The sequence below is a fragment of the Kingella pumchi genome (genome assembly GCF_022288825.1).
Lineage (GTDB): Bacteria > Pseudomonadota > Gammaproteobacteria > Burkholderiales > Neisseriaceae > Kingella_D > Kingella_D pumchi.
In genome coordinates this window covers 1-17,162 of sequence record NZ_JAKOOW010000007.1, presented here as the reverse complement: position 1 = coordinate 17,162, position 17,162 = coordinate 1, and the positions used below count along the sequence as shown (strand labels likewise).

The 17,162-nt window shown below is 59.2% G+C and carries 22 protein-coding genes and 4 tRNA genes; 16 read left to right on the top strand and 10 right to left on the bottom strand.

Annotated features, from left to right (window positions below):
• Positions 1 to 99: 99 nt before the first annotated feature.
• The 3 genes from MB824_RS02395 (at position 100) to MB824_RS02385 (ending at position 371) form a co-directional block, all read left to right on the top strand.
• Positions 100 to 173, top strand: a tRNA-Cys gene (locus MB824_RS02395).
• 10 nt (positions 174 to 183) lie between these two features.
• Positions 184 to 260: transfer RNA gene (locus tag MB824_RS02390), tRNA-His, on the top strand.
• Positions 261 to 281: 21 nt separating this feature from the next.
• A tRNA-Leu gene (locus MB824_RS02385) sits at positions 282 to 371 on the top strand.
• Positions 372 to 531: 160 nt separating this feature from the next.
• Here MB824_RS02385 and MB824_RS02380 read toward each other — a convergent pair.
• Together MB824_RS02380 and iscX are read right to left on the bottom strand one after the other, a co-directional pair.
• Positions 532 to 607 (bottom strand) — tRNA-Glu (locus tag MB824_RS02380).
• 122 nt (positions 608 to 729) lie between these two features.
• Positions 730 to 927 (bottom strand): Fe-S cluster assembly protein IscX, encoded by a 198-nt coding sequence (gene iscX, locus MB824_RS02375; protein WP_238745628.1) that lies wholly within the window; start codon positions 925 to 927, stop codon positions 730 to 732.
• A gap of 194 nt (positions 928 to 1,121) precedes the next feature.
• Between iscX and metZ the strand changes: the two genes are divergently transcribed.
• From metZ to MB824_RS02345, 6 genes are all read left to right on the top strand, one after another.
• Positions 1,122 to 2,300, top strand: a complete 1,179-nt coding sequence (gene metZ / locus MB824_RS02370) for an O-succinylhomoserine sulfhydrylase (protein ID WP_238745627.1) — start codon at positions 1,122 to 1,124, stop codon at positions 2,298 to 2,300.
• Positions 2,301 to 2,403: 103 nt separating this feature from the next.
• Positions 2,404 to 2,601: a DUF2788 domain-containing protein gene (locus MB824_RS02365; RefSeq protein ID WP_238745626.1), complete on the top strand. Its 198-nt coding sequence runs from the start codon at positions 2,404 to 2,406 to the stop codon at positions 2,599 to 2,601.
• Positions 2,602 to 2,677: 76 nt separating this feature from the next.
• Positions 2,678 to 3,223 (top strand): septation protein A, encoded by a 546-nt coding sequence (locus MB824_RS02360; protein ID WP_238745625.1) that lies wholly within the window; start codon positions 2,678 to 2,680, stop codon positions 3,221 to 3,223.
• A gap of 2 nt (positions 3,224 to 3,225) precedes the next feature.
• Positions 3,226 to 3,516: a YciI family protein gene (locus MB824_RS02355; protein WP_238745624.1), complete on the top strand. Its 291-nt coding sequence runs from the start codon at positions 3,226 to 3,228 to the stop codon at positions 3,514 to 3,516.
• Positions 3,513 to 3,785 (top strand): BolA family protein, encoded by a 273-nt coding sequence (locus MB824_RS02350; RefSeq protein WP_238745623.1) that lies wholly within the window; start codon positions 3,513 to 3,515, stop codon positions 3,783 to 3,785. Before MB824_RS02355 ends, MB824_RS02350 begins: the two co-directional genes overlap by 4 nt.
• Before the next feature lie 24 nt (positions 3,786 to 3,809).
• Complete coding sequence (locus MB824_RS02345) at positions 3,810 to 4,685, top strand: peptidyl-prolyl cis-trans isomerase (protein WP_238745621.1); 876 nt, start codon at positions 3,810 to 3,812, stop codon at positions 4,683 to 4,685.
• A gap of 114 nt (positions 4,686 to 4,799) precedes the next feature.
• Here MB824_RS02345 and MB824_RS02340 read toward each other — a convergent pair whose 3' ends face one another.
• The 4 genes from MB824_RS02340 to MB824_RS02325 all read right to left on the bottom strand — a co-directional run bounded on the left by MB824_RS02340 (position 4,800) and on the right by MB824_RS02325 (position 8,599).
• On the bottom strand, positions 4,800 to 6,317 hold the full coding sequence (locus MB824_RS02340) for an ABC transporter permease/substrate-binding protein (protein WP_238745619.1): 1,518 nt from the start codon (positions 6,315 to 6,317) through the stop codon (positions 4,800 to 4,802).
• Positions 6,310 to 7,041 carry an ABC transporter ATP-binding protein gene (locus MB824_RS02335; protein WP_238745617.1) on the bottom strand — a complete coding sequence of 244 codons (732 nt, stop codon included), beginning with the start codon at positions 7,039 to 7,041 and terminating at the stop codon, positions 6,310 to 6,312. The genes MB824_RS02340 and MB824_RS02335 overlap by 8 nt, the downstream gene beginning before the upstream one ends.
• Positions 7,042 to 7,215: 174 nt before the next feature.
• Positions 7,216 to 7,929, bottom strand: a complete 714-nt coding sequence (locus tag MB824_RS02330) for an SAM-dependent methyltransferase (protein WP_238745615.1) — start codon at positions 7,927 to 7,929, stop codon at positions 7,216 to 7,218.
• A gap of 76 nt (positions 7,930 to 8,005) precedes the next feature.
• Positions 8,006 to 8,599, bottom strand: a complete 594-nt coding sequence (locus tag MB824_RS02325; RefSeq protein WP_238745614.1) for a Maf family protein — start codon at positions 8,597 to 8,599, stop codon at positions 8,006 to 8,008.
• 52 nt (positions 8,600 to 8,651) lie between these two features.
• On the opposite strand from MB824_RS02325, the gene MB824_RS02320 reads away from it, so the two are divergent.
• The 7 genes from MB824_RS02320 (at position 8,652) to MB824_RS02290 (ending at position 13,120) form a co-directional block, all read left to right on the top strand.
• Positions 8,652 to 9,149 carry a YceD family protein gene (locus MB824_RS02320; RefSeq protein WP_238745612.1) on the top strand — a complete coding sequence of 166 codons (498 nt, stop codon included), beginning with the start codon at positions 8,652 to 8,654 and terminating at the stop codon, positions 9,147 to 9,149.
• A 27-nt stretch (positions 9,150 to 9,176) separates the two neighbouring features.
• Complete coding sequence (gene rpmF / locus MB824_RS02315) at positions 9,177 to 9,353, top strand: 50S ribosomal protein L32 (protein ID WP_238745610.1); 177 nt, start codon at positions 9,177 to 9,179, stop codon at positions 9,351 to 9,353.
• A gap of 162 nt (positions 9,354 to 9,515) precedes the next feature.
• Positions 9,516 to 10,058: a phosphoribosyltransferase gene (locus tag MB824_RS02310; protein ID WP_238745608.1), complete on the top strand. Its 543-nt coding sequence runs from the start codon at positions 9,516 to 9,518 to the stop codon at positions 10,056 to 10,058.
• Positions 10,059 to 10,303: 245 nt separating this feature from the next.
• Positions 10,304 to 11,350, top strand: a complete 1,047-nt coding sequence (gene plsX, locus MB824_RS02305) for a phosphate acyltransferase PlsX (RefSeq protein ID WP_238745606.1) — start codon at positions 10,304 to 10,306, stop codon at positions 11,348 to 11,350.
• A 36-nt stretch (positions 11,351 to 11,386) separates the two neighbouring features.
• A complete protein-coding gene (gene ispD / locus MB824_RS02300) occupies positions 11,387 to 12,070 on the top strand; it encodes a 2-C-methyl-D-erythritol 4-phosphate cytidylyltransferase (protein ID WP_238745604.1) in 684 nt (227 codons plus the stop codon).
• 36 nt (positions 12,071 to 12,106) lie between these two features.
• Positions 12,107 to 12,448: an arsenate reductase (glutaredoxin) gene (gene arsC / locus MB824_RS02295; protein ID WP_238745602.1), complete on the top strand. Its 342-nt coding sequence runs from the start codon at positions 12,107 to 12,109 to the stop codon at positions 12,446 to 12,448.
• 3 nt (positions 12,449 to 12,451) lie between these two features.
• Positions 12,452 to 13,120 carry a YdcF family protein gene (locus MB824_RS02290; protein ID WP_238745600.1) on the top strand — a complete coding sequence of 223 codons (669 nt, stop codon included), beginning with the start codon at positions 12,452 to 12,454 and terminating at the stop codon, positions 13,118 to 13,120.
• A 1-nt stretch (position 13,121) separates the two neighbouring features.
• Here the strand turns inward: MB824_RS02290 and MB824_RS02285 are convergent, their stop codons facing one another.
• The 4 genes from MB824_RS02285 to MB824_RS11705 all read right to left on the bottom strand — a co-directional run bounded on the left by MB824_RS02285 (position 13,122) and on the right by MB824_RS11705 (position 17,155).
• A complete protein-coding gene (locus tag MB824_RS02285) occupies positions 13,122 to 13,499 on the bottom strand; it encodes a hypothetical protein (protein WP_238745598.1) in 378 nt (125 codons plus the stop codon).
• Between the two features lie 102 nt (positions 13,500 to 13,601).
• Entirely contained in the window at positions 13,602 to 14,381 is a 780-nt protein-coding gene (locus MB824_RS02280) for an RsiV family protein (RefSeq protein WP_238745596.1), read from the bottom strand.
• 226 nt (positions 14,382 to 14,607) lie between these two features.
• Complete coding sequence (hsdR, locus tag MB824_RS02275) at positions 14,608 to 17,022, bottom strand: EcoAI/FtnUII family type I restriction enzme subunit R (RefSeq protein ID WP_238745595.1); 2,415 nt, start codon at positions 17,020 to 17,022, stop codon at positions 14,608 to 14,610.
• Between the two features lie 28 nt (positions 17,023 to 17,050).
• Positions 17,051 to 17,155 (bottom strand): restriction endonuclease subunit S, encoded by a 105-nt coding sequence (locus tag MB824_RS11705; protein ID WP_407659216.1) that lies wholly within the window; start codon positions 17,153 to 17,155, stop codon positions 17,051 to 17,053.
• Positions 17,156 to 17,162: the final 7 nt, after the last annotated feature.

Below are 17,162 nucleotides of genomic sequence, written 5' to 3'. Positions count from 1 at the left end.
AGCTCAGTTGGTAGAGCGCAACCTTGCCAAGGTTGAGGTCGCGAGTTCGAGACTCGTTTCCCGCTCCATAATTTTTCGCTTTCGCAGCGGATAATTTTTGGCGGAATGGCAGAGTGGTTATGCAGCGGCCTGCAAAGCCGTGTACGCCGGTTCGATTCCGACTTCCGCCTCCAAATCTTCTACGGCGGGGTGGCAGAGTGTTTATGCTGCGGGAGGTGAACTTCCGTATACGCCGGTTTGATTCCGTGCCCCCGCCTCCAAATCTTAGATTCGACTAATCGGCCCGAGTGGTGGAATTGGTAGACACAACGGACTTAAAATCCGTCGCCTCTAATACGGGCGTACCGGTTCGATTCCGGTCTCGGGCACCAGAATTCAAAAATGACCGCTTCGGCGGTCATTTCTCTTTTTTGTTCCTTTTGTCAAAATTATCAGCACAATGCGGCAAGCAGCCTGAAAACAAAGGGCCGCTTTTCCTGCCAAGAAAAAGGACTTTCCGTTTAAATTTCGGAAAGTCCTTTTTTTGAAAACTGGCACGCCCACGGGGATTCGAACCCCGGTTGCCGCCGTGAAAGGGCAGTGTCCTAGGCCTCTAGACGATGGGCGCGTGAAAGGGCGCGGATTATAGTGTTTTTCGGCGCCCTGTCAATACTGCTTTAGGGAAACTTGCTGCCGTGCGGTATGCCGCAGCAAGCGGCCGGCGGCCGGTTTGAATCCGCGCCCGGCTTTTCAGGCTGCCTCGTCGATCCAAGCCTGCTGGATGGCTTCGAGGATTTTTTCGCCGCAGCGTGCCGGATCGTCGTCAAAGTCGGGCAGCGCCAGCACCAGGTCGCGCAGCTGGGTGAAGCGCAGGGTGTGGGGGTCGATGCTTTCACCGTGGGTGTCGAACAGTTCTTCGGCGATGCGGTGGGTGTCGGTCCATTTCATGGTCGGTATCCTTTTCGGGTGTTCGGGCTGCGGATTATAGCGGATGACAGCTGCGGCGGAATATCGGTTCGGCCGGCATTCGGGCATTGAAAGGCAGCCTGAAAAGGCGCAGAATGCCGTTTTTTCAGGCTGCCTGCGCGTTTTTCCGTAATCAGCGCCGGCAGCGCGACCGACACAATACAAAGGAAGGCCTTATGGCACAAAGAAAACTGCATCCGCAAACCCTGGCGATCCGCGGCGGCAAAGAGCAAACCGGATACAAAGAACACCACCAGGCGCTGTTTCTGACCAGCAGCTTTATGTACGACAGCGCCGCCGAAAGCGCGGCGGTATTTGCCAAGCAGCAGCCGGGCTATACCTACAGCCGCACCAACAATCCCACCGTCAGCGCCTATCAGACGCGGATTGCCAATCTGGAAGGCGCCGAAGCCGGCATCGCCACCGCCACCGGCATGGCGGCGATTCAGGCTGCCCTGCTCACGTTTTTAAACGCGGGCGACCATCTGGTGAGCAGCCGCAGCCTGTTCGGCACCACCGCCGGTTTTATCAGCGGCCACGTTACCCGTTTCGGCATCGACGTGAGCTTCGTGCCGCAAACCGATTTGGACGCCTGGCGCGCGGCGATACGGCCGAACACCAAAATGCTGTTTTTGGAAACGCCGTCCAACCCGCTGGGCGAAGTGGCGGACTTGGAAGCGCTGGCGGCGCTGGCCCACGAGCACGGCGCCCTGCTGGTAGTGGACAACTGCTTTTGTTCGCCGGTGGTGCAGCAGCCTTTGCGCTTCGGCGCCGATTTGTCGGTGCAGTCCGCCACCAAAGCCATCGACGGCCACGGCCGCACACTGGGCGGCATCGTCTGCGGGCGTGCCGAACTGATTAACCAGATTGCGCTGTACGTCAATTCCGCCGGCCTGAGCATCTCGCCGTTTAACGCCTGGATGCAGCTGGGCGGCGCGGAAACCCTGTTTCTGCGCACGGCGCAGCAGGGGCAAAACGCTTTGAAAATCGCCAACTGGCTGCGCGCACAACCGAAAATCGGCAAAGTGTTCTACACCGGCCTAAGCGACCATCCGCAGGCAAAACTGGTTGCCAAGCAGCAAAGCGGCGGCGGTCAGGTCTTGGCCTTTGAAGTGGTCGGCGGCACCGAAGCGGCGTGGAAAGTAATCGACGCCGTCGAGATTTTCTCGAAAACCGCCAACTTCGGCGACGTGCGCTCCACCATCACCCACCCGTGGACCACCACCCACGGCCGCATGAGCGCGGAAGACAAAACTGCCGCCGGCATCAGCGAAGGGCTGATCCGCATTTCCGTGGGCCTGGAGTACGTTGATGATTTGATTGCCGACTTGGAACAGGCGCTGGCGCAGCTGTAAGCACAAAAACCATCCGCCAAAGCAGCCTGAAAGCCTACCGCTGCGGTTTTCAGGCTGCCTTTACGGACAACAAACACTTCACACACATCGAAAGGAAAGCCGTATGAGCGAAGCCGAATTCTCCGCGCTGGCGCTGAAAATCTGCGTCGGCGGGCTGGTGATTTTTTTGGGGTTCATTATCTGGAATCTCGGCAAAGAGTCCAAAGTGGGCAAGCTGGGAATGTTTATCCTGTTTCTCGTGCTGGGTTTGGGCATTGCCGGATTCCTGTTTAAAAACCTGCTGGTCGAACTGATGATGTAGCCGGCCGCCGGCGAAAGCTGCACGAAGCGGGCAAAGGCTGTATGATGCGCCCTTTTGCCCTTGCCGACACCTGCCCATGAAAGCACTCAGCGACCTTATCGCCGTCATTTTGTTCTTTGCGATTTACCTGTTCAGCAAAAACATGGTGGCTGCCACCGCCGTGGCCGTCGCCGTAGGCGTGCTTCAGGCTGCCTATACGCTGTACAAACACCGCCGCATGAGCGTGATGCAGTGGATCGGGCTGATTACCATCGTGGTATTCGGCGGCGCGACCATCCTGCTGAACGACCGCATGTTCTTTATGCTCAAAACCACCATACTCACCTGGCTTTCCGCGCTGGTGATGCTGGCCAGCCAGCTGATGGGCAAAAACGGCCTGAAGCTGATGCTCGGCCAGGAATTGCAGCTGCCCGAAACGGTATGGAACCGGCTGGGCTGGGCGTGGGTGGTGTTTTTTATCGTGCTGGGCGCCGTCAATCTGGCAGTGGCCTACCCTTTCAGCGCCGAACGCGAAGCACTGTGGGTCAATTTCAAAGTGTACGGCTACCTGCCGCTGACCATTGCTTTTGCCATCGGCCAAGGCATCTATCTTTCCCGCCATCTGCCCAAAGAGGAATCCTAACCATGCTGTATATGCTGCTGGCCACCGACGCCGAAGACGTACAAGAAGCCCGCGCCCAAGCCCGCCCCGCCCATCTGGTGCGCCTGCAGAAGCTGGCCGACGAAGGCCGCCTGCTGGTGTCCGGCCCTACCCCGCTGCCCGATGATCCCGAGCGCGTTTCAGGCAGCCTGATTATTGCCGAGTTCGACAGTTTGGACGCCGCCGAAGAATGGGCGGGCGCCGACCCCTACGTCGATGCTGGCGTGTATGCCGAACTGCTGATCCGCCCGTTCAACAAGGTGCTGCCGCAATGAGCCTGATGCGCGAGCGCATGGCGCGGCTGCTCGATCCGATCGCGCCCGAGGTTTTCGATTTTGAAGACCAAAGCCACCTGCACGCCGGCCATGCCGGCAACCGCGGCGGCGGCCATTTCGCCGTATTGGTGGTCAGCCCGCATTTCGAAGGCATGAGCCGCATCGCCCGCCAGCGCAAAGTGCAGGAGCTGTTTGCCGAACTGTTTGCCGAAAAGGCCATCCACGCGCTGAGCATTATTGCCAAAACCCCGGCCGAATATTTCCATTAACCCGTCTTCCGAAAGGACAAGCCCATGAAAACCACCCGCATCGCCGCCGCACTTTCCCTGCTGGCCGTATCCGGCAGCCTGCTGGCGCAAACCATCGTTACCGTAAACGGCAGCAAAATCGACAGCAGCGACTTAGAGCGCCAAGTACAGACCATCGTTGCCGAAAGCCAGGGCCAGGTTCAGGACAGCCCCCAGCTGCGCCAGAGCATTCTCAACGACATGGTGGTGGAAACCGTTATCGTGCAGGAAGCCCGCCGCCTGAAAATCGACAAAAGCAAAGAAGTGCAAACCGCCGAAGCCGAAGCGCTCAAAGAAGCCAAAAAACAAGGCGCCGACAAAAAAGCCGGTTTCAAACAGCAATGGGCCGATTACCAGTCGCGCATCATCGCTCTCGTTTACATGAACGATCTGGCGAAAAAACAGCAGGTGTCCGAAGCCGACATCAAAAAACGCTACGACGAAGTCAATGCCCGCTACAAAGGCGGCAGCGAAGTGCAGATCGGCCTGATCGTTACCGAAAAAGCCGAACAGGCGCAGGCAGCGATTAAAGAGCTGGCGGCGAAAAAATCCTTTACCGACGTCGCCAAAAAATACAGCGTCGATCCCAACGCCCAAACCACCGGCGGCCTGTCCAACGGCTACATCCCGCTGCTCGATCTGCAAAACAACAGCCCCGAAATCTACCAGGCCGTTTCCGGCCTGAGCAAAGGCGGCTACAGCAAAACCCCGATCAGCGGCGACAAAATCAACGTCGTCGTCTATCTGCACGACAAACGCCCGGTAACCATCCCCGCCTTTGCCGAGCAGAAAGACAACATCGGCAAAATCCTGCTCAACGAACGCATCGACAGCCACATCGACGGCCTGCTGAAAAAAGCCACCATCGTTCCGGCGAAATAAACGCCCGACGGCAGTTGAAAAAAGGCAGCCTGAAAAGCAGCCTGAAACCGCAAAAGCAGCCTGAAAACCAGATTATCGGTTTTCAGGCTGCTCTTTTAGGCTGCTGCCGCCCGCTTATTCCAGCATCCCGTGCGTTTGCAGGTATTCCCGCGCAACGCTTTCGGCGCTCTCGCCTTGGGCTTTGACGCGATAGTTCATGTCCTGCATTTCTTCGGCGCTGATTTTGCCGGCGAGGCGGTTGAGGGCGGCGGCAAGCTCGGGGTATTGCTCCAGCGTTTCCTGCCGCATCAGCGGGGCGCCCTGGTAGGGTGGAAACAGGCGGCGGTTGTCTTCGAGTACGGTCAAGCCGTATTGGCGCAGCTCGCTGTCGGTGGAGTAGGCGTCGGTGATTTGGATGCTGTTTTCGCGGATGGCCTGATAGCGCAGGGCGGGCTCGAGGGTTTTGACTTTGAGGCGCAGGCCGTAGCGTTGCTGCAGGCCGAGGTTGCCGTCTTCTCGGTCGTTGAATTCAAGGGTAAAGCCTGCGGTGGCGCCGTGCTGGATTTTTTGCAAGTCGCCGATGGTGCGCAGGCCGTTTTTCTCGGCGAAACTGCGTGTGACGGCAACAGCGTAGGTGTTTTGATAGGCCATCGGCGGCAGCAGGGCGAGGCGGTCTTGCGCGAGGATGCCGTCGCGGGCGGCGCGGTACACGGTGTCGGGGTTGGTGGAAGCGGGCGGCGGGTTGTTGAGCAGGCTGGCGGTAATCGTGCCGGTGAACTCGGGATAAATGTCGATTTTGCCTGCTTTGAGGGCTTCGTAGAGAAAACCGGTTTTGCCGAAATTGGGCTTGGTTTCTACGGCCAGGTCGGTGTGCGTTTCAATCAGGATTTTGTACATCTGGATCAGGATTTCAGGCTCGGAACCGAGTTTTCCCGCCACAATCAGGGTGGCTTTGGGGCTTTCAGGCTGCCTTTGCGGCGCAAACGAGGCGGCAAGGGCGGCAATCAGCGCGGCCAGCACCCACACGCTGTGGCGCAGGCGGATGGTTTCGAGCTTTTTGAGCAGATAGTTGAACGCGAGGGCAAGGGCGGCGGAAGAAACGGCGCCGATGAGAATCAGGCTGCTGTCGTTGCGGTCGATGCCCAGCAGGATAAAGCTGCCGAGCCCGCCCGCGCCGATCAGGGCGGCCAGCGTGGCCGTGCCGATAATCATCACGGCGGCGGTGCGGATGCCCGACATAATCACAGGCAGCGCCAGCGCCAGCTCGAATTTTTTCAGCCGCTCCCAGCGCGTCATGCCGAATGCGGCGGCGGCTTCGCGCAGATTGGGGTCGATTTGGTTTAAGCCCGTCACCGTGTTTTGCAAAATCGGAAACAGCGCGTACACCACCAGCGCCGCCACGGCAGGCGGCGTGCCGATGCCCATCAGCGGAATCAGCAGCCCCAATACCGCCAGCGAGGGCAGGGTTTGGAACACGCCTGCCGCCTGCAAGACCCATTCGGCCGCCCGTTTGTGCCGCTGCACGGCCACTGCCAGCGGCAGCGCAATAGCCATCGCCGCCAGCAGCGCCGAGAGTGAAAGCTGCAAATGCTGCCACAGCGCGGTGTACCAGTCGCCGCTGCGGGCAAGCCAGGTGTGCCAGATATCAGCCATGAGCGCCCTCCCCCGCAAACAAATCCGCTACCAGCGCGTTTTCAGGCTGGTGCATAATCCCCTCGGGCGTGTCGGTGCGCACTACTTTGCCCTGGTTCAAAATACAAATCCGGTCGGCCAGATGCAGCGCTTCTTTCATGTCGTGGGTAACAAATACCACCGTCAGCGCCAGCTTTTGGTGCAGCTCTTTAATCAAATCCTGAAGCTGCCGCCGCGAAATCGGGTCGAGCGCGGAAAAAGGCTCGTCCATCAGCAACACCTGCGGCTCGGCGGCAATGGCGCGCAAAATCCCCACACGCTGCTGCTCGCCGCCCGACAGTTCGCGCGGATAGCGGCACAGGTATTTTTCAGACGGCAAGCCCACCTGTTCGAGCAATTCCCGCGCACGCTGCCGCCGCGCCTCTTTGCCCCAGCCCTTCATCTCGGGAATCAGGCCGATGTTTTCCTCTACCGTCATGTTGGGAAACAGCGCAATCTGCTGCAACACATAGCCCGTAGAAAGCCGCAGCGTGCGCAAATCCTGCGCCGCAATGTCCCCGCCGCGCAGCAAAATCCGCCCGCAGTCGGGCTCAATCAGGCGGTTGAGCATTTTCAACAGCGTGCTTTTGCCGCTGCCGCTGGGGCCGACCAGCACAAAAAATTCGCCGCAGCCGATGGAAAGCGACACATTGTCCAATACGCGGTTGGCGCCGTATTGTTTGCCGATGTTTTGCAGATCAATCATCGGTTTTCCTATTTATCACCCAGTTAGCATTGCGGCCATTATAAATGGATTCGCCGCACGGCTGGGCAAACGTGCCGTTTGAAAAAGACAATCTGCCGGCAGCAGGGCAAAAAGGCAGCCTGAAAAGCATATTTCGGCTTTCAGGCTGCTTTTTTGTGCTTATGACTAGTGGACTCAAGCCGCCGACAACACAAACAGCGTCGGCCGTTTTTTCAGATCGGGCAGTGCTTTCATGGCGCGCCAGCGAGCGATGTTTTGGCTGATAACGGTTTGCGTGGGCAGGGTCAGGTCGCAGGCGGCGCACAAGCGGGTGTCGGGAGAGAGCGTAGCCAGCGCGTCGGCGAGCAAGGCGTTGTTACGGTAGGGTGTTTCGATAAACAGCTGGGTTTCGTTTTCCTGCCGCGAGCGCGCTTCCAGCTTTTTCAGGCTGCTTTTGCGGCCTTCGGCATCGGCGGGCAGATAGCCTTTGAAGGCGAAACTCTGGCCGTTGGCGCCGGATGCCATCAGCGCCAGCAGGATGCTGGACGGGCCGATGAGCGGGCGCACTTCAAAGCCTTCGCGGTGCGCCAGCGCCACCAGCGTCGCGCCGGGATCGGCCACCGCCGGGCAGCCAGCTTCGCTGAGCAGCCCCATGCTGCGGCCTTCGCGCAGCGGGCGCAGCAGCTCGGGCAGCTCGGCATCGGCGGTGTGTTCGTTGATTTCGCGCAGGTTCAAATCGCGTATCGGCGTACTCACGCCCAGATGTTTGAGATGGGCGCGCGCGGTTTTGGCGGCTTCAACGGCAAAATCGGTCAGGCCGGTAATCTGCGTCTGCTCGTGCGGCAGCAGGCAGGGGGTGTCGGCGGCGCCCAGCGGCGTGGGAATCAGGTAGAGAACGGGTCGGGTCATGGCAATATCCGCGGCGGGGAAACGCGGCTTTCAGGCTGCCTGAAAGGCGGTTGGCAAAAACGGAAAAGGTAAAAAACTACAGCAGCGGCACGCCTTCGGCCAGCAGAAAATCGGCCAGCCGGAATATCGGCAGGCCGATCAGGGCGTTGGGATCGCTGCTGTCGATGCGTTCGATCAGCAGGGCGCCCAAACCTTCGCTTTTGGCGGCACCGGCGCAGTAAAGCGCGTCGGGTTCACGCTCGAGATAGCGCTCGATTTGCGCGGCAGTCAGACTGCGCATCTGCACCATGGTGGTATCGACGTGGCGGTGCAGGCAGCCTGAAACGGTGTTGAGCAGGCACAGGGCGCTGAAAAACTCGATGCGCCGGCCGGAGAGTTCGGCCAACATGGTGCGGGCGCGCTCAATCGTGAGCGGTTTGCCGAGCTGGCGGCCGTTGCAAAAAGCCACTTGGTCGGCGCCGATAATCAGATGGGCGGGATAGGCGGCAGAAAGCGAGCGGGCTTTGCCTTCGGCCAGCCGCAGCGCGGTTTGGGCGGCGCTTTCGCCGGCAGCGGGCGTTTCGTCGCAATCGGGCGCGGCGGCGCTAAAGGGCAGGCCGAGCGTTTCGAGCTGGGCGCGGCGAAAAGGCGAAGTCGAAGCCAGCACCAAAGGCGGAAAAGGGGTGTCCATACAGTAAAAATATTGACTTGGAAGCGGCGAAATTATATCATGCTCCGTTTTTATGTCAGACCGTATTTCGATTGATGCCGAAGCGTTTGCCGCCTCAGGGCAAACGCTGCAAGGCAAGGTTTCCCTGCAGGATTTGGACGCGCGATCGCACTCGCCGGACATTGCAGATTTGGCCGCCGAAGTTTCTTACTCGCTGGCCGCCGGCAGGGACGATTGGGACAGAATCCGCCTGCGCCTGCACCTTGCGGGCAGCCTGAAACTCTGTTGCCAGCGCTGCCTGCAGCCCTTTGATTTCGAGCTGGACGAAACCGCGCAGGTGGTTTTGTTTGCCGACGAAGAAGCGCTGGATCAGGCCGTGCAGGACGACGATACGCTGGAAGGCATGGTTTGCGGCAGGGAGTTGGACGTTTACTCCCTGCTGGAAGACCAGATTCTGATGGCGCTGCCGTTTTCGCCCAAACACGAAAACTGCGGCAGCGGCGAAACCTCAGTGCAGTCGGACAAACCCAATCCGTTTGCCGCGCTGGCGGGTCTGAAAAAACCGGATTAACTTTATTTCTTTGTCAGGAGTTCAAACATGGCCGTTCAACAAAACAAAAAATCCCCTTCCCGCCGCGGTATGCACCGCTCGCACGACGCGCTGAGCGCGCCGGCTCTGTCTGTTGACAGCGCCACCGGCGAAGTGCACCGCCCGCACCACATTTCCCCCAACGGCATGTACCGCGGCCGCAAAGTCGTAAAAGACAAGCTGTAAGCATTACCCGTATGACTGCGAAAGCCGGTTACTGTGCGCCCTGCGCTCGGCCGGCTTTTTGCCGTATCTGCCGCACTTTCGCCTTTCAGGCTGCCTGAAAGCGGCAAGCGCCACGCCAAGGCAGCCTGAAAACCGAAAACCGCGGCTTTGCAAGGCACGATCATGACAAAAAAAGTTTGGTACACCTACGACGACATCCATAAAACCGTCAAACAAATCGCCACCCGCATCCAAGAAGCCGGCGAGCGCTACGATGCGATGATCGCCATCGGCGGCGGCGGCTTTATTCCCGCGCGCATGCTGCGCTGCTTTCTCGACATCCCGATTTACGCCGTTACCACCGCCTATTATCTGAGCGAAAGCAGCGGCGAAACCGCCGAAACGGTACGCAAAATCCAATGGCTCGACCCGTTGCCCGAACCCTTGCGCGGCAAAAACGTGCTGGTGGTGGACGAAGTGGACGACAGCCGCACCACCCTGGCTTTCTGCCTGCGCGAGCTGCAAAGCGAAGACTTGGGCCATATCGGCGTGGCGGTACTGCACAACAAACTCAAGCCCAAATGCGACACCCTGCCGGCGGGCATCAGCTATTACAGCGGCATCGAAGTGGAAGACTGGTGGATCAACTACCCGTGGGACGCCAACGATATCGACGCCCACAACCGCAAAGCCGAAACCGCCCGCGAAGAGCAGGCGCAGCAGTAGCGGCAGACGTTTTCAGGCAGCCTGAAAGCAGGTGTTGCGCCGTGAATCCCCACCGGTTTGCCAATGCCCCGCATTTGGTGCAAAACCTTTGCCAAGCAGCCTGAAAACCGCCGCCCTGCCCTTTTCAGGCTGCCTGCGCCGTCTGTTTTACCAGGCATTCAGGCAGCTCAAACTGCCTACTTTCGATGCTCAGGCAGCCTGAAAGCAGGCGCCGAAAACCAAACATCAAAAGGAAGACACACCCTATGATTACCCTGTCCGTCGATGCGATGGGCGGCGACGTCGGCCTTGACGTTACCGTGCCTGCGGCGGTGCGCTTTCTGGCGCGCCGCCCCGAAGCCCGCCTGATTATGGTCGGCGACGAGAGCCGTCTGCATGCGGCGCTGGCCGCGGCACAGGCGCCGCTGGACAAAATCACCGTCCGCCACGCCACGCAGGTGGTGGAAATGGACGAAGCGCCGCAGTCGGCGCTGAAAAACAAAAAAGACTCGTCGATGCGCGTTGCCATCGAGCAGGTGAAAGCCGGCGAAGCGCAGGCCGCGGTATCCGCCGGCAACACCGGCGCGCTGATGGCCACCGCCCGTTTCGTGCTCAAAACCCTGCCCGGTATCGAGCGCCCCGCCATCGCCAAATTCCTGCCCGGCGAAAACGGCCACCTTACGCTGGCGCTGGATTTGGGCGCCAATATCGACTGCAGCGCCGCGCAAATCGTCCAATTCGCGGCGATGGGCAGCGAGCTGGTCAAAGCACTCGGCCTGAATGCCAACCCGCGCGTCGGCCTGCTCAATATCGGTACCGAAGAAATCAAGGGCACAGAAGTGGTCAAACAAACCTTCGCCCTGCTGCGCCAAAGCAGCCTGAATTTCGTCGGCAACGTTGAAGCCGACAGCCTGTTCAGCGGCGCGGCCGACGTGATTGCCGCCGACGGTTTTGTCGGCAACATCGTGCTCAAAACCATCGAAAGCTCGGTCAAATTTATGGGCGCTTCCATCCGCGAAGAGTTCAACCGCAGCCTGTTCAACAAACTCGGCGGCCTGGCGGCCAAACCCGCGCTCAACGGCGTGCGCGATCGCTTCGACCCCCGCCGCTACAACGGCGCGATTTTTCTCGGCCTGCGCGGCGTGGTGATCAAAAGCCACGGCGGCACCGACGCCACCGGCTTCGCTTTCGCGCTGGAAGAAGCCTATCACGAAGCCGAAGCGGCCAGCATCGAGAAAATCAGCCAAGGCGTGGCTGACAGCCTGGCCGCGCTGGCGGCGGTGCAGGCCGAGCAGGCGGCGGGCGAAGTCTGATTTGCCGCTTTCAGGCAGCCTGAAAGCGAAAACGCGATGAAATACACCGTTCTGATTCCCGCCGCCGGCAACGGCAGCCGCTTCGGCGGCGAGCGCCCCAAGCAGTATGCGCTGCTGGCCGGCAAGCCGGTGCTGCAGCATACGCTGGATGCCCTGGCCGCCAATGCCCGCATCGGCCGCATCGCCGTGGTGCTGTCGCCGCAGGATCGGGATTTCGACGCCCTGATCCGGCCGGGCGCGCAGACCGTGGCGTACCGCGTTGGCGGTGCCAGCCGCGCCGAAACGGTGGCCAACGGCCTGAACGCCCTGCTGGCAGACGGTTTGGACGAAAACGAAGTGCTGCTGGTGCACGATGCCGCCCGCTGCTGTCTGCCGCAAAGCGCGCTCAACCGCCTGCTCGATGCCGCCGGCCATCCCGACGGCGCGATTTTGGCGGTGCCGGTGGCCGATACGCTCAAACGCGCCGACAATGGCGGCGCAGTTGCCGCCACCGTCTGCCGCGACGGATTGTGGCAGGCGCAGACGCCGCAGCTTTTTCAGGCTGCCCTGCTGCGGCGGGCGCTGGCCGCGGCCGATTTGTCGCAAGTAACCGACGAAGCCTCGGCCGTCGAAATGCTCGGCCGGCGCCCGCTGCTGGTCGAAGGTGACAGCCGCAACCTGAAGTTGACCCGCCCCGCCGATGCCGCGCTGGCCGCCTGGCTGCTGGCGCAAAACGGATAAAGCAGGCAGCCTGAAACGTTCACCCAAAGGAAAACCATGATTCTTTACCATAACCCCCGCTGCAGCAAATCCCGCGCCGCCCTCGAATGGCTGCAAGGGCGCGACGGCCTCGAAGTGCGCGACTACCAAAACCAACCCTTGGACGAAGCCGGCCTGCGCGCGCTGGCCGCCAAGCTCGGTCTGTCTTCGCCGCGCGGCATGATGCGGGTGAACGACGAATTGTTCGGCGAGCTCAAACTCGACACCGTCAACGACGACCAGTTGTATGCCGCACTGGCCGCCCATCCCAAGCTGCTGGAGCGGCCGATACTCGAGTTGGCCGACCGCGCCGCCATCGGCCGTCCGCTGGAAAACATCCAGGCGCTGCTCGGGAGCTGAAACATGAAGACCGCCGCCCCACGCTCCGGACTGCGCCGCTACCTGCGGCGCGGCTTCTGGCTGAGCGTGGTGCTGGTGCTGGCGATGCAGGGCTGGTGCTGCTGGCAGGTCTATCATTACGCGCAAACGCCGCAAACCACGCCCGAACACGCCGATGCCGCCATCGTGCTCGGTGCCGCCGCCTGGGGCGAAAAACCCTCGCCGGTGTTCCGCGAGCGCATCAACCACGCGCTCACCCTGTACCAAAACGAACGCGTGGAAAAACTGATTTTCACCGGCGGCACGCCCAAAAGCGGCTACAGCACCGAAGGCGCCGTCGCCCGCCGTTTCGCCCTGCGCCAAGGCGTGCCGCCACAGGACATTCTGTTTGAAACCACCTCCAAAGACACCTATCAAAACCTGGCCAACGCCCGCTGGCTGATGCGCAAAAACGGTCTGAAAACCGTAATTATCGTCAGCGACCCCTACCACATGGCGCGCGCGATGGCGATGGCCGAAGACCTCGGCATCCGCGCCTACCCCTCGCCCACGCCCACCAGCCGCTACAAGGACAGCGACAGCCGCACCCAATGGAAATTCTTCGCCGAAGAAAGCGCCCACCTGATGGCCTACCGCCTGCTCTATATCGGCCGCCGCATCGGCAAACTGTTCGGCAGTTGGACAGGCGCCTAAATCAAGGGTACCGCAGCCCAAGCAGCCTGAAAACACAAAAAAGCAGCCTGAAAACCGCAAATCCGGTTTTCAGGCTGCTTTGGCTTTTGCTTTGGCTTGGCGTTGTGGCGGCAGTCATTTTCAGACTGCCTTTACCGTTCACTCGTAACACGACACATAGCCCGTTTTGTCCACCAATTCCTGCCCCTGCGGCGTATCTGCCCCTGCGGCGTATGTCCATGCCCACAGGATACGCCACGCTAATCAGCAAGCCTGACAGCAGCAGCAGAAAACCTGCCGATACCCACAGCGGCACGCCAAGCAGGGACAGCACGATAAAGCCGATAAAACTGCCGGCCGGCACACTGCCAGCCCGCGGGTAAAGAAAACGTGAAACCATGCGCTGCGCTTCATAACGGTTCCTTGTTTGGCATTGTGATGGGAATGGGGATGATATAGAAGCAGCCTGAAAGCAAAACCCAAAGGCAGCCTGAAAATACGTTTACGGCTTGGATTGATCAGGCGCGCGCTGTCCGCGATAGCTTTGGGCTTCACGCAGGATTTCGGGTTTGATAATCCCGCGCAGTTCGGCAAGCCCGATGCGGACGAAGGGTTTGCCGGTATCGTAGCCGCCCAGTTGGTAGGCTTGGAATTGGAAGATTAGGCTGTCGCGGTTGAAATGCCAGTTGTTGCTGGGGCGGAACGGGCTGTAATGCAGGTGTTCGCGGATTTGTTCGTCTGTCATCGGGTAGCCGTCGTAGCTGCCGGTTTTCATGGTGCGTATCCACGCTTGTTTTTGCAGACGGTACAGCCGCGCCAACCGCCCTTTGATAACAATATCGCGCAGCCAAAGCGGTTTGCCTGTGCTGCGGTGGATCACGTGGTAATCCAGCCGCCCGTAGTCGTGCATGGTGTTGCAGGTAAAGTAGCTGCTGGCATGGCGAATAACGGCGTAGTGCGTGGTTTCGCCATACAGCGTGGTGCTGCCGTTGAGATATTGCACGCATTCGGGGTCGTCTTTATCGGCGTTTTTGCGTAGCCATGCACGGAGACTGCGGCAGTCCAGCGCGGGGATTTCCCAAACGTTTTTCAGGAAATTGTCTGCCCAGCGGTTGAGCTTGGGGTTGTTGGTATTCAGGCGTTCCAGCTCTATTTCTTGGCACGTATCTTGATTGAAGCAGCGTGATACTTTGGTGGTGTAAGACTGGGGGCGCGGGGCGGCAAGGGCTGTGGGGAGAAGCAGGCTGGCGGCGAGCAGGAGGCTGAGGCGGCTGGGTAACATGGCTGGGCTTTCTGTTGCGGGTGGACTGGGCAGCCTGAAAACCGAATTATTGGTTTCAGGCTGCCTTGTGTTGTTTGAACACATGGCGGACGCTGCGGCATGCGGTAGCTTGCCCCGCCTGTGGCAGGCGGCAAAACGCCTGCGCGGGTAAAAGATTGGCGACAGGCAGCCTGAAAACGGGATTATTGGTTTTCAGGCTGCCTTCACCACAAGTTCCAAGCCCGACTCAAATCTGCCGTGCTGCGGAATTCCCGCCCTGCCCGCTCTGATAAAGCAGCTCCGGCGGCACATCATACAGATTGCGCTGCAACTCGTTTACCGCATTTTGATACTGCCCCATGCCGCCAAAAAGCCGGATGATTTTTTTCGGTGTGCCGATGTCGCTGAAGGGGGCGATGTTGAGCACCGATGTTTCTTCCAGCGAAATGCCTTCGTTCATGTATTTGTCGAGCAGCGCGCTGAGCACTTGGCGGCACTCTGCGCTGTATGCCTGCAAAAAGCCGTCTTTTTGCAAACGGCGGGCGCGTTCGCTACGGGTCATGGCGGGGCGGTTGTAGGCAAGGTGCAAAATCAGGTCGAACGGGTCCAAATCGGCGGCGTTGCCGTGGGCTTCCTGCAGCACTTCCAGCGGCAGGCCCTGTTCTTCCAGCGCGTCGAGCACCGCCTGTTTTTTGTCGGCGCCGTTCCACGCCTGCAAAAAGGTATCGAGCGTGGCGTATTGGTTCAGGATATTGCGCTTGCTGTAATCGGTCAGGCTTTCGGTAATCAAATCGCCGTTTTCGTCCAAGATTTGCACCTGTTCGCTTAACACGCGGATTTCTACGCCGCGCACGCGGATTTTTTTCTTCACTTTGCCGTCAACGGGCGGGACAAAGCCGCCGCCGTTTTCAGGCAGCCCGCTGCCGTCTGAATTATCCGTATCAGACGGCGTATCGGGGTTTTCAGGCTGCCCTTCGCCGTTGTCCGTTCCGTTGTCGTCGATGATGGACACGGGTTCGCCGTCAAAATCGGGGTCGGCAAACAGGTTGGTTACATTGCGAAAATCCATAATGGTGAAAAACTGCTTGCCGTAAGCGTCGTTGATGCGTGTGCCGCGGCCGATGATTTGCTTGAACTCGGTCATCGATTTGATTTCGTTATCGAGCACAATCAGCTTGCAGGTTTTGCAGTCCACGCCCGTGGTCATCAGCTTGGATGTGGTAACGATGGCGGGGTATTTTTCGTTGGGGTCGATAAAATTATCCAGCTGGGCTTTGCCTTCGGCGTTGTCGCCCGTAATACGCATAATGTATCTGTGGTTTGCTGCCACCCGTTCGCTGTTTTCCTTGATTAGGGCTTGGCGCATGCGCTCGGCGTGGTCGATGTCCACGCAAAAGACGATGGTTTTGGCAAAGGGGTCGTTGTCGTTCAGCCATTGGGTTACGCGGCGGGCGACGGCTGTCGTGCGCTCGTCGATAATCAGATGTTTTTCAAACTCCTCGCGTGCAAAAACCTTGTCTTCAATCAAATCGCCGTCGGTATCGGTTTTGCCCTTGGGCGGCCGCCAGCCGAGCAAGTCCTTGTCCAGCCCCACGCGGATAACCTTATACGGCGCAAGAAAACCGTCTTCGATGCCCTGTTTTAAAGAATAGGTGTACACCGGCTCGCCGAAATAGCCGATATTGCTCACTTCCGTGCTTTCTTTGGGCGTAGCGGTCAAGCCCAAATGGGTGGCAGAGCTGAAATAATCCAACACCCGCCGCCACAGCGATTCTTCGCGCGCGCTGCCGCGATGGCATTCGTCCACCACAATCAAATCAAAAAACTCGGGTTTAAACTGGCGAAACGGCTCGCATCCTTCTTCGCCCGCCAGCTGCTGATACAGGCTCATATAGATTTCATACGAGCTGTCGAGCGTTTTGTTTTCCACTTTGGTGATGACTTTTTCAAAGGGGCGAAAATCGTTTTGAATGGTTTGATCGATCAAAATATTGCGGTCGGCGAGATACAGCACGCGTTTTTTCAGCCCGCTTTTCATCAGCCGCCAGATGATTTGAAACGCCGTGTAAGTCTTGCCCGTGCCCGTTGCCATCACCAAAAGCACGCGGTTTTGCCCGCCGCTTATCGCTTTTATTGTGCGGTCGATGGCGATGCGCTGGTAATAGCGCGGGGCAATGGGCTTGTTGCCGTCAAAATGGTAGTCGGACAACAGCGCGGCCTGCTGGCCGTCTGAAAGAGCGTTTGTGCCCGAAAACCTTGCCCACAGCTCGTCATAGCGCGGAAATTCGTTTAAAGCCAGCTCGCGGATTTTGCCCGTCAGGCGGTCGTGTTCCAAAAAGCCCCTGCCGTTGGACGTATAGACAAAGGGAATGTCCAAAATTTCGGCGTATTCCAAAGCCTGCTCCATGCCGTCGCCCAAGAGTTTGTCGCCGCGTTTGGCTTCCACAATCGCCAGCGGCGTGCGGCCGTTGGGGGCGGTGAGGATATAGTCCGCCTTTTTCTGCCTGCCGCGACGGGCGGTTTTGCCGTGCACCGACACTTTGCCGGCGGTGAACAGATATTCCATAAAAATCTGATGTTTCGCCCAGCCCGCCGCTTCAATCGCGGGGGTGATGCGGCGCAGTTTGACATCTTCTTCGGTGGGCTGCGGGGATTGGCTCATGGGCTTCTCCTGTTTTGGGGCGTTGGGTTTAGGCGTTTTCCAGCGCGTCGATTTCGGCGAGCAGGCGGTTTAGTTTTTCCACAATGGCTTGTTGTTCGGATAGGGGGGGAAGGGGGATAGGTAAATCTTTAATAAATTGA

Excerpts from the sequence above, each read along its gene's own strand:
- iscX (WP_238745628.1), bottom strand. The coding sequence starts at position 927 with ATGAAATGGACCGACACCCACCGCATCGCCGAAGAACTGTTCGACACC.
- metZ (WP_238745627.1), top strand. The coding sequence starts at position 1,122 with ATGGCACAAAGAAAACTGCATCCGCAAACCCTGGCGATCCGCGGCGGC.
- MB824_RS02365 (WP_238745626.1), top strand. The coding sequence starts at position 2,404 with ATGAGCGAAGCCGAATTCTCCGCGCTGGCGCTGAAAATCTGCGTCGGC.
- MB824_RS02360 (WP_238745625.1), top strand. The coding sequence starts at position 2,678 with ATGAAAGCACTCAGCGACCTTATCGCCGTCATTTTGTTCTTTGCGATT.
- MB824_RS02355 (WP_238745624.1), top strand. The coding sequence starts at position 3,226 with ATGCTGTATATGCTGCTGGCCACCGACGCCGAAGACGTACAAGAAGCC.
- MB824_RS02350 (WP_238745623.1), top strand. The coding sequence starts at position 3,513 with ATGAGCCTGATGCGCGAGCGCATGGCGCGGCTGCTCGATCCGATCGCG.
- MB824_RS02345 (WP_238745621.1), top strand. The coding sequence starts at position 3,810 with ATGAAAACCACCCGCATCGCCGCCGCACTTTCCCTGCTGGCCGTATCC.
- MB824_RS02340 (WP_238745619.1), bottom strand. The coding sequence starts at position 6,317 with ATGGCTGATATCTGGCACACCTGGCTTGCCCGCAGCGGCGACTGGTAC.
- MB824_RS02335 (WP_238745617.1), bottom strand. The coding sequence starts at position 7,041 with ATGATTGATCTGCAAAACATCGGCAAACAATACGGCGCCAACCGCGTA.
- MB824_RS02330 (WP_238745615.1), bottom strand. The coding sequence starts at position 7,929 with ATGACCCGACCCGTTCTCTACCTGATTCCCACGCCGCTGGGCGCCGCC.
- MB824_RS02325 (WP_238745614.1), bottom strand. The coding sequence starts at position 8,599 with ATGGACACCCCTTTTCCGCCTTTGGTGCTGGCTTCGACTTCGCCTTTT.
- MB824_RS02320 (WP_238745612.1), top strand. The coding sequence starts at position 8,652 with ATGTCAGACCGTATTTCGATTGATGCCGAAGCGTTTGCCGCCTCAGGG.
- rpmF (WP_238745610.1), top strand. The coding sequence starts at position 9,177 with ATGGCCGTTCAACAAAACAAAAAATCCCCTTCCCGCCGCGGTATGCAC.
- MB824_RS02310 (WP_238745608.1), top strand. The coding sequence starts at position 9,516 with ATGACAAAAAAAGTTTGGTACACCTACGACGACATCCATAAAACCGTC.
- plsX (WP_238745606.1), top strand. The coding sequence starts at position 10,304 with ATGATTACCCTGTCCGTCGATGCGATGGGCGGCGACGTCGGCCTTGAC.
- ispD (WP_238745604.1), top strand. The coding sequence starts at position 11,387 with ATGAAATACACCGTTCTGATTCCCGCCGCCGGCAACGGCAGCCGCTTC.
- arsC (WP_238745602.1), top strand. The coding sequence starts at position 12,107 with ATGATTCTTTACCATAACCCCCGCTGCAGCAAATCCCGCGCCGCCCTC.
- MB824_RS02290 (WP_238745600.1), top strand. The coding sequence starts at position 12,452 with ATGAAGACCGCCGCCCCACGCTCCGGACTGCGCCGCTACCTGCGGCGC.
- MB824_RS02285 (WP_238745598.1), bottom strand. The coding sequence starts at position 13,499 with ATGGTTTCACGTTTTCTTTACCCGCGGGCTGGCAGTGTGCCGGCCGGC.
- MB824_RS02280 (WP_238745596.1), bottom strand. The coding sequence starts at position 14,381 with ATGTTACCCAGCCGCCTCAGCCTCCTGCTCGCCGCCAGCCTGCTTCTC.
- hsdR (WP_238745595.1), bottom strand. The coding sequence starts at position 17,022 with ATGAGCCAATCCCCGCAGCCCACCGAAGAAGATGTCAAACTGCGCCGC.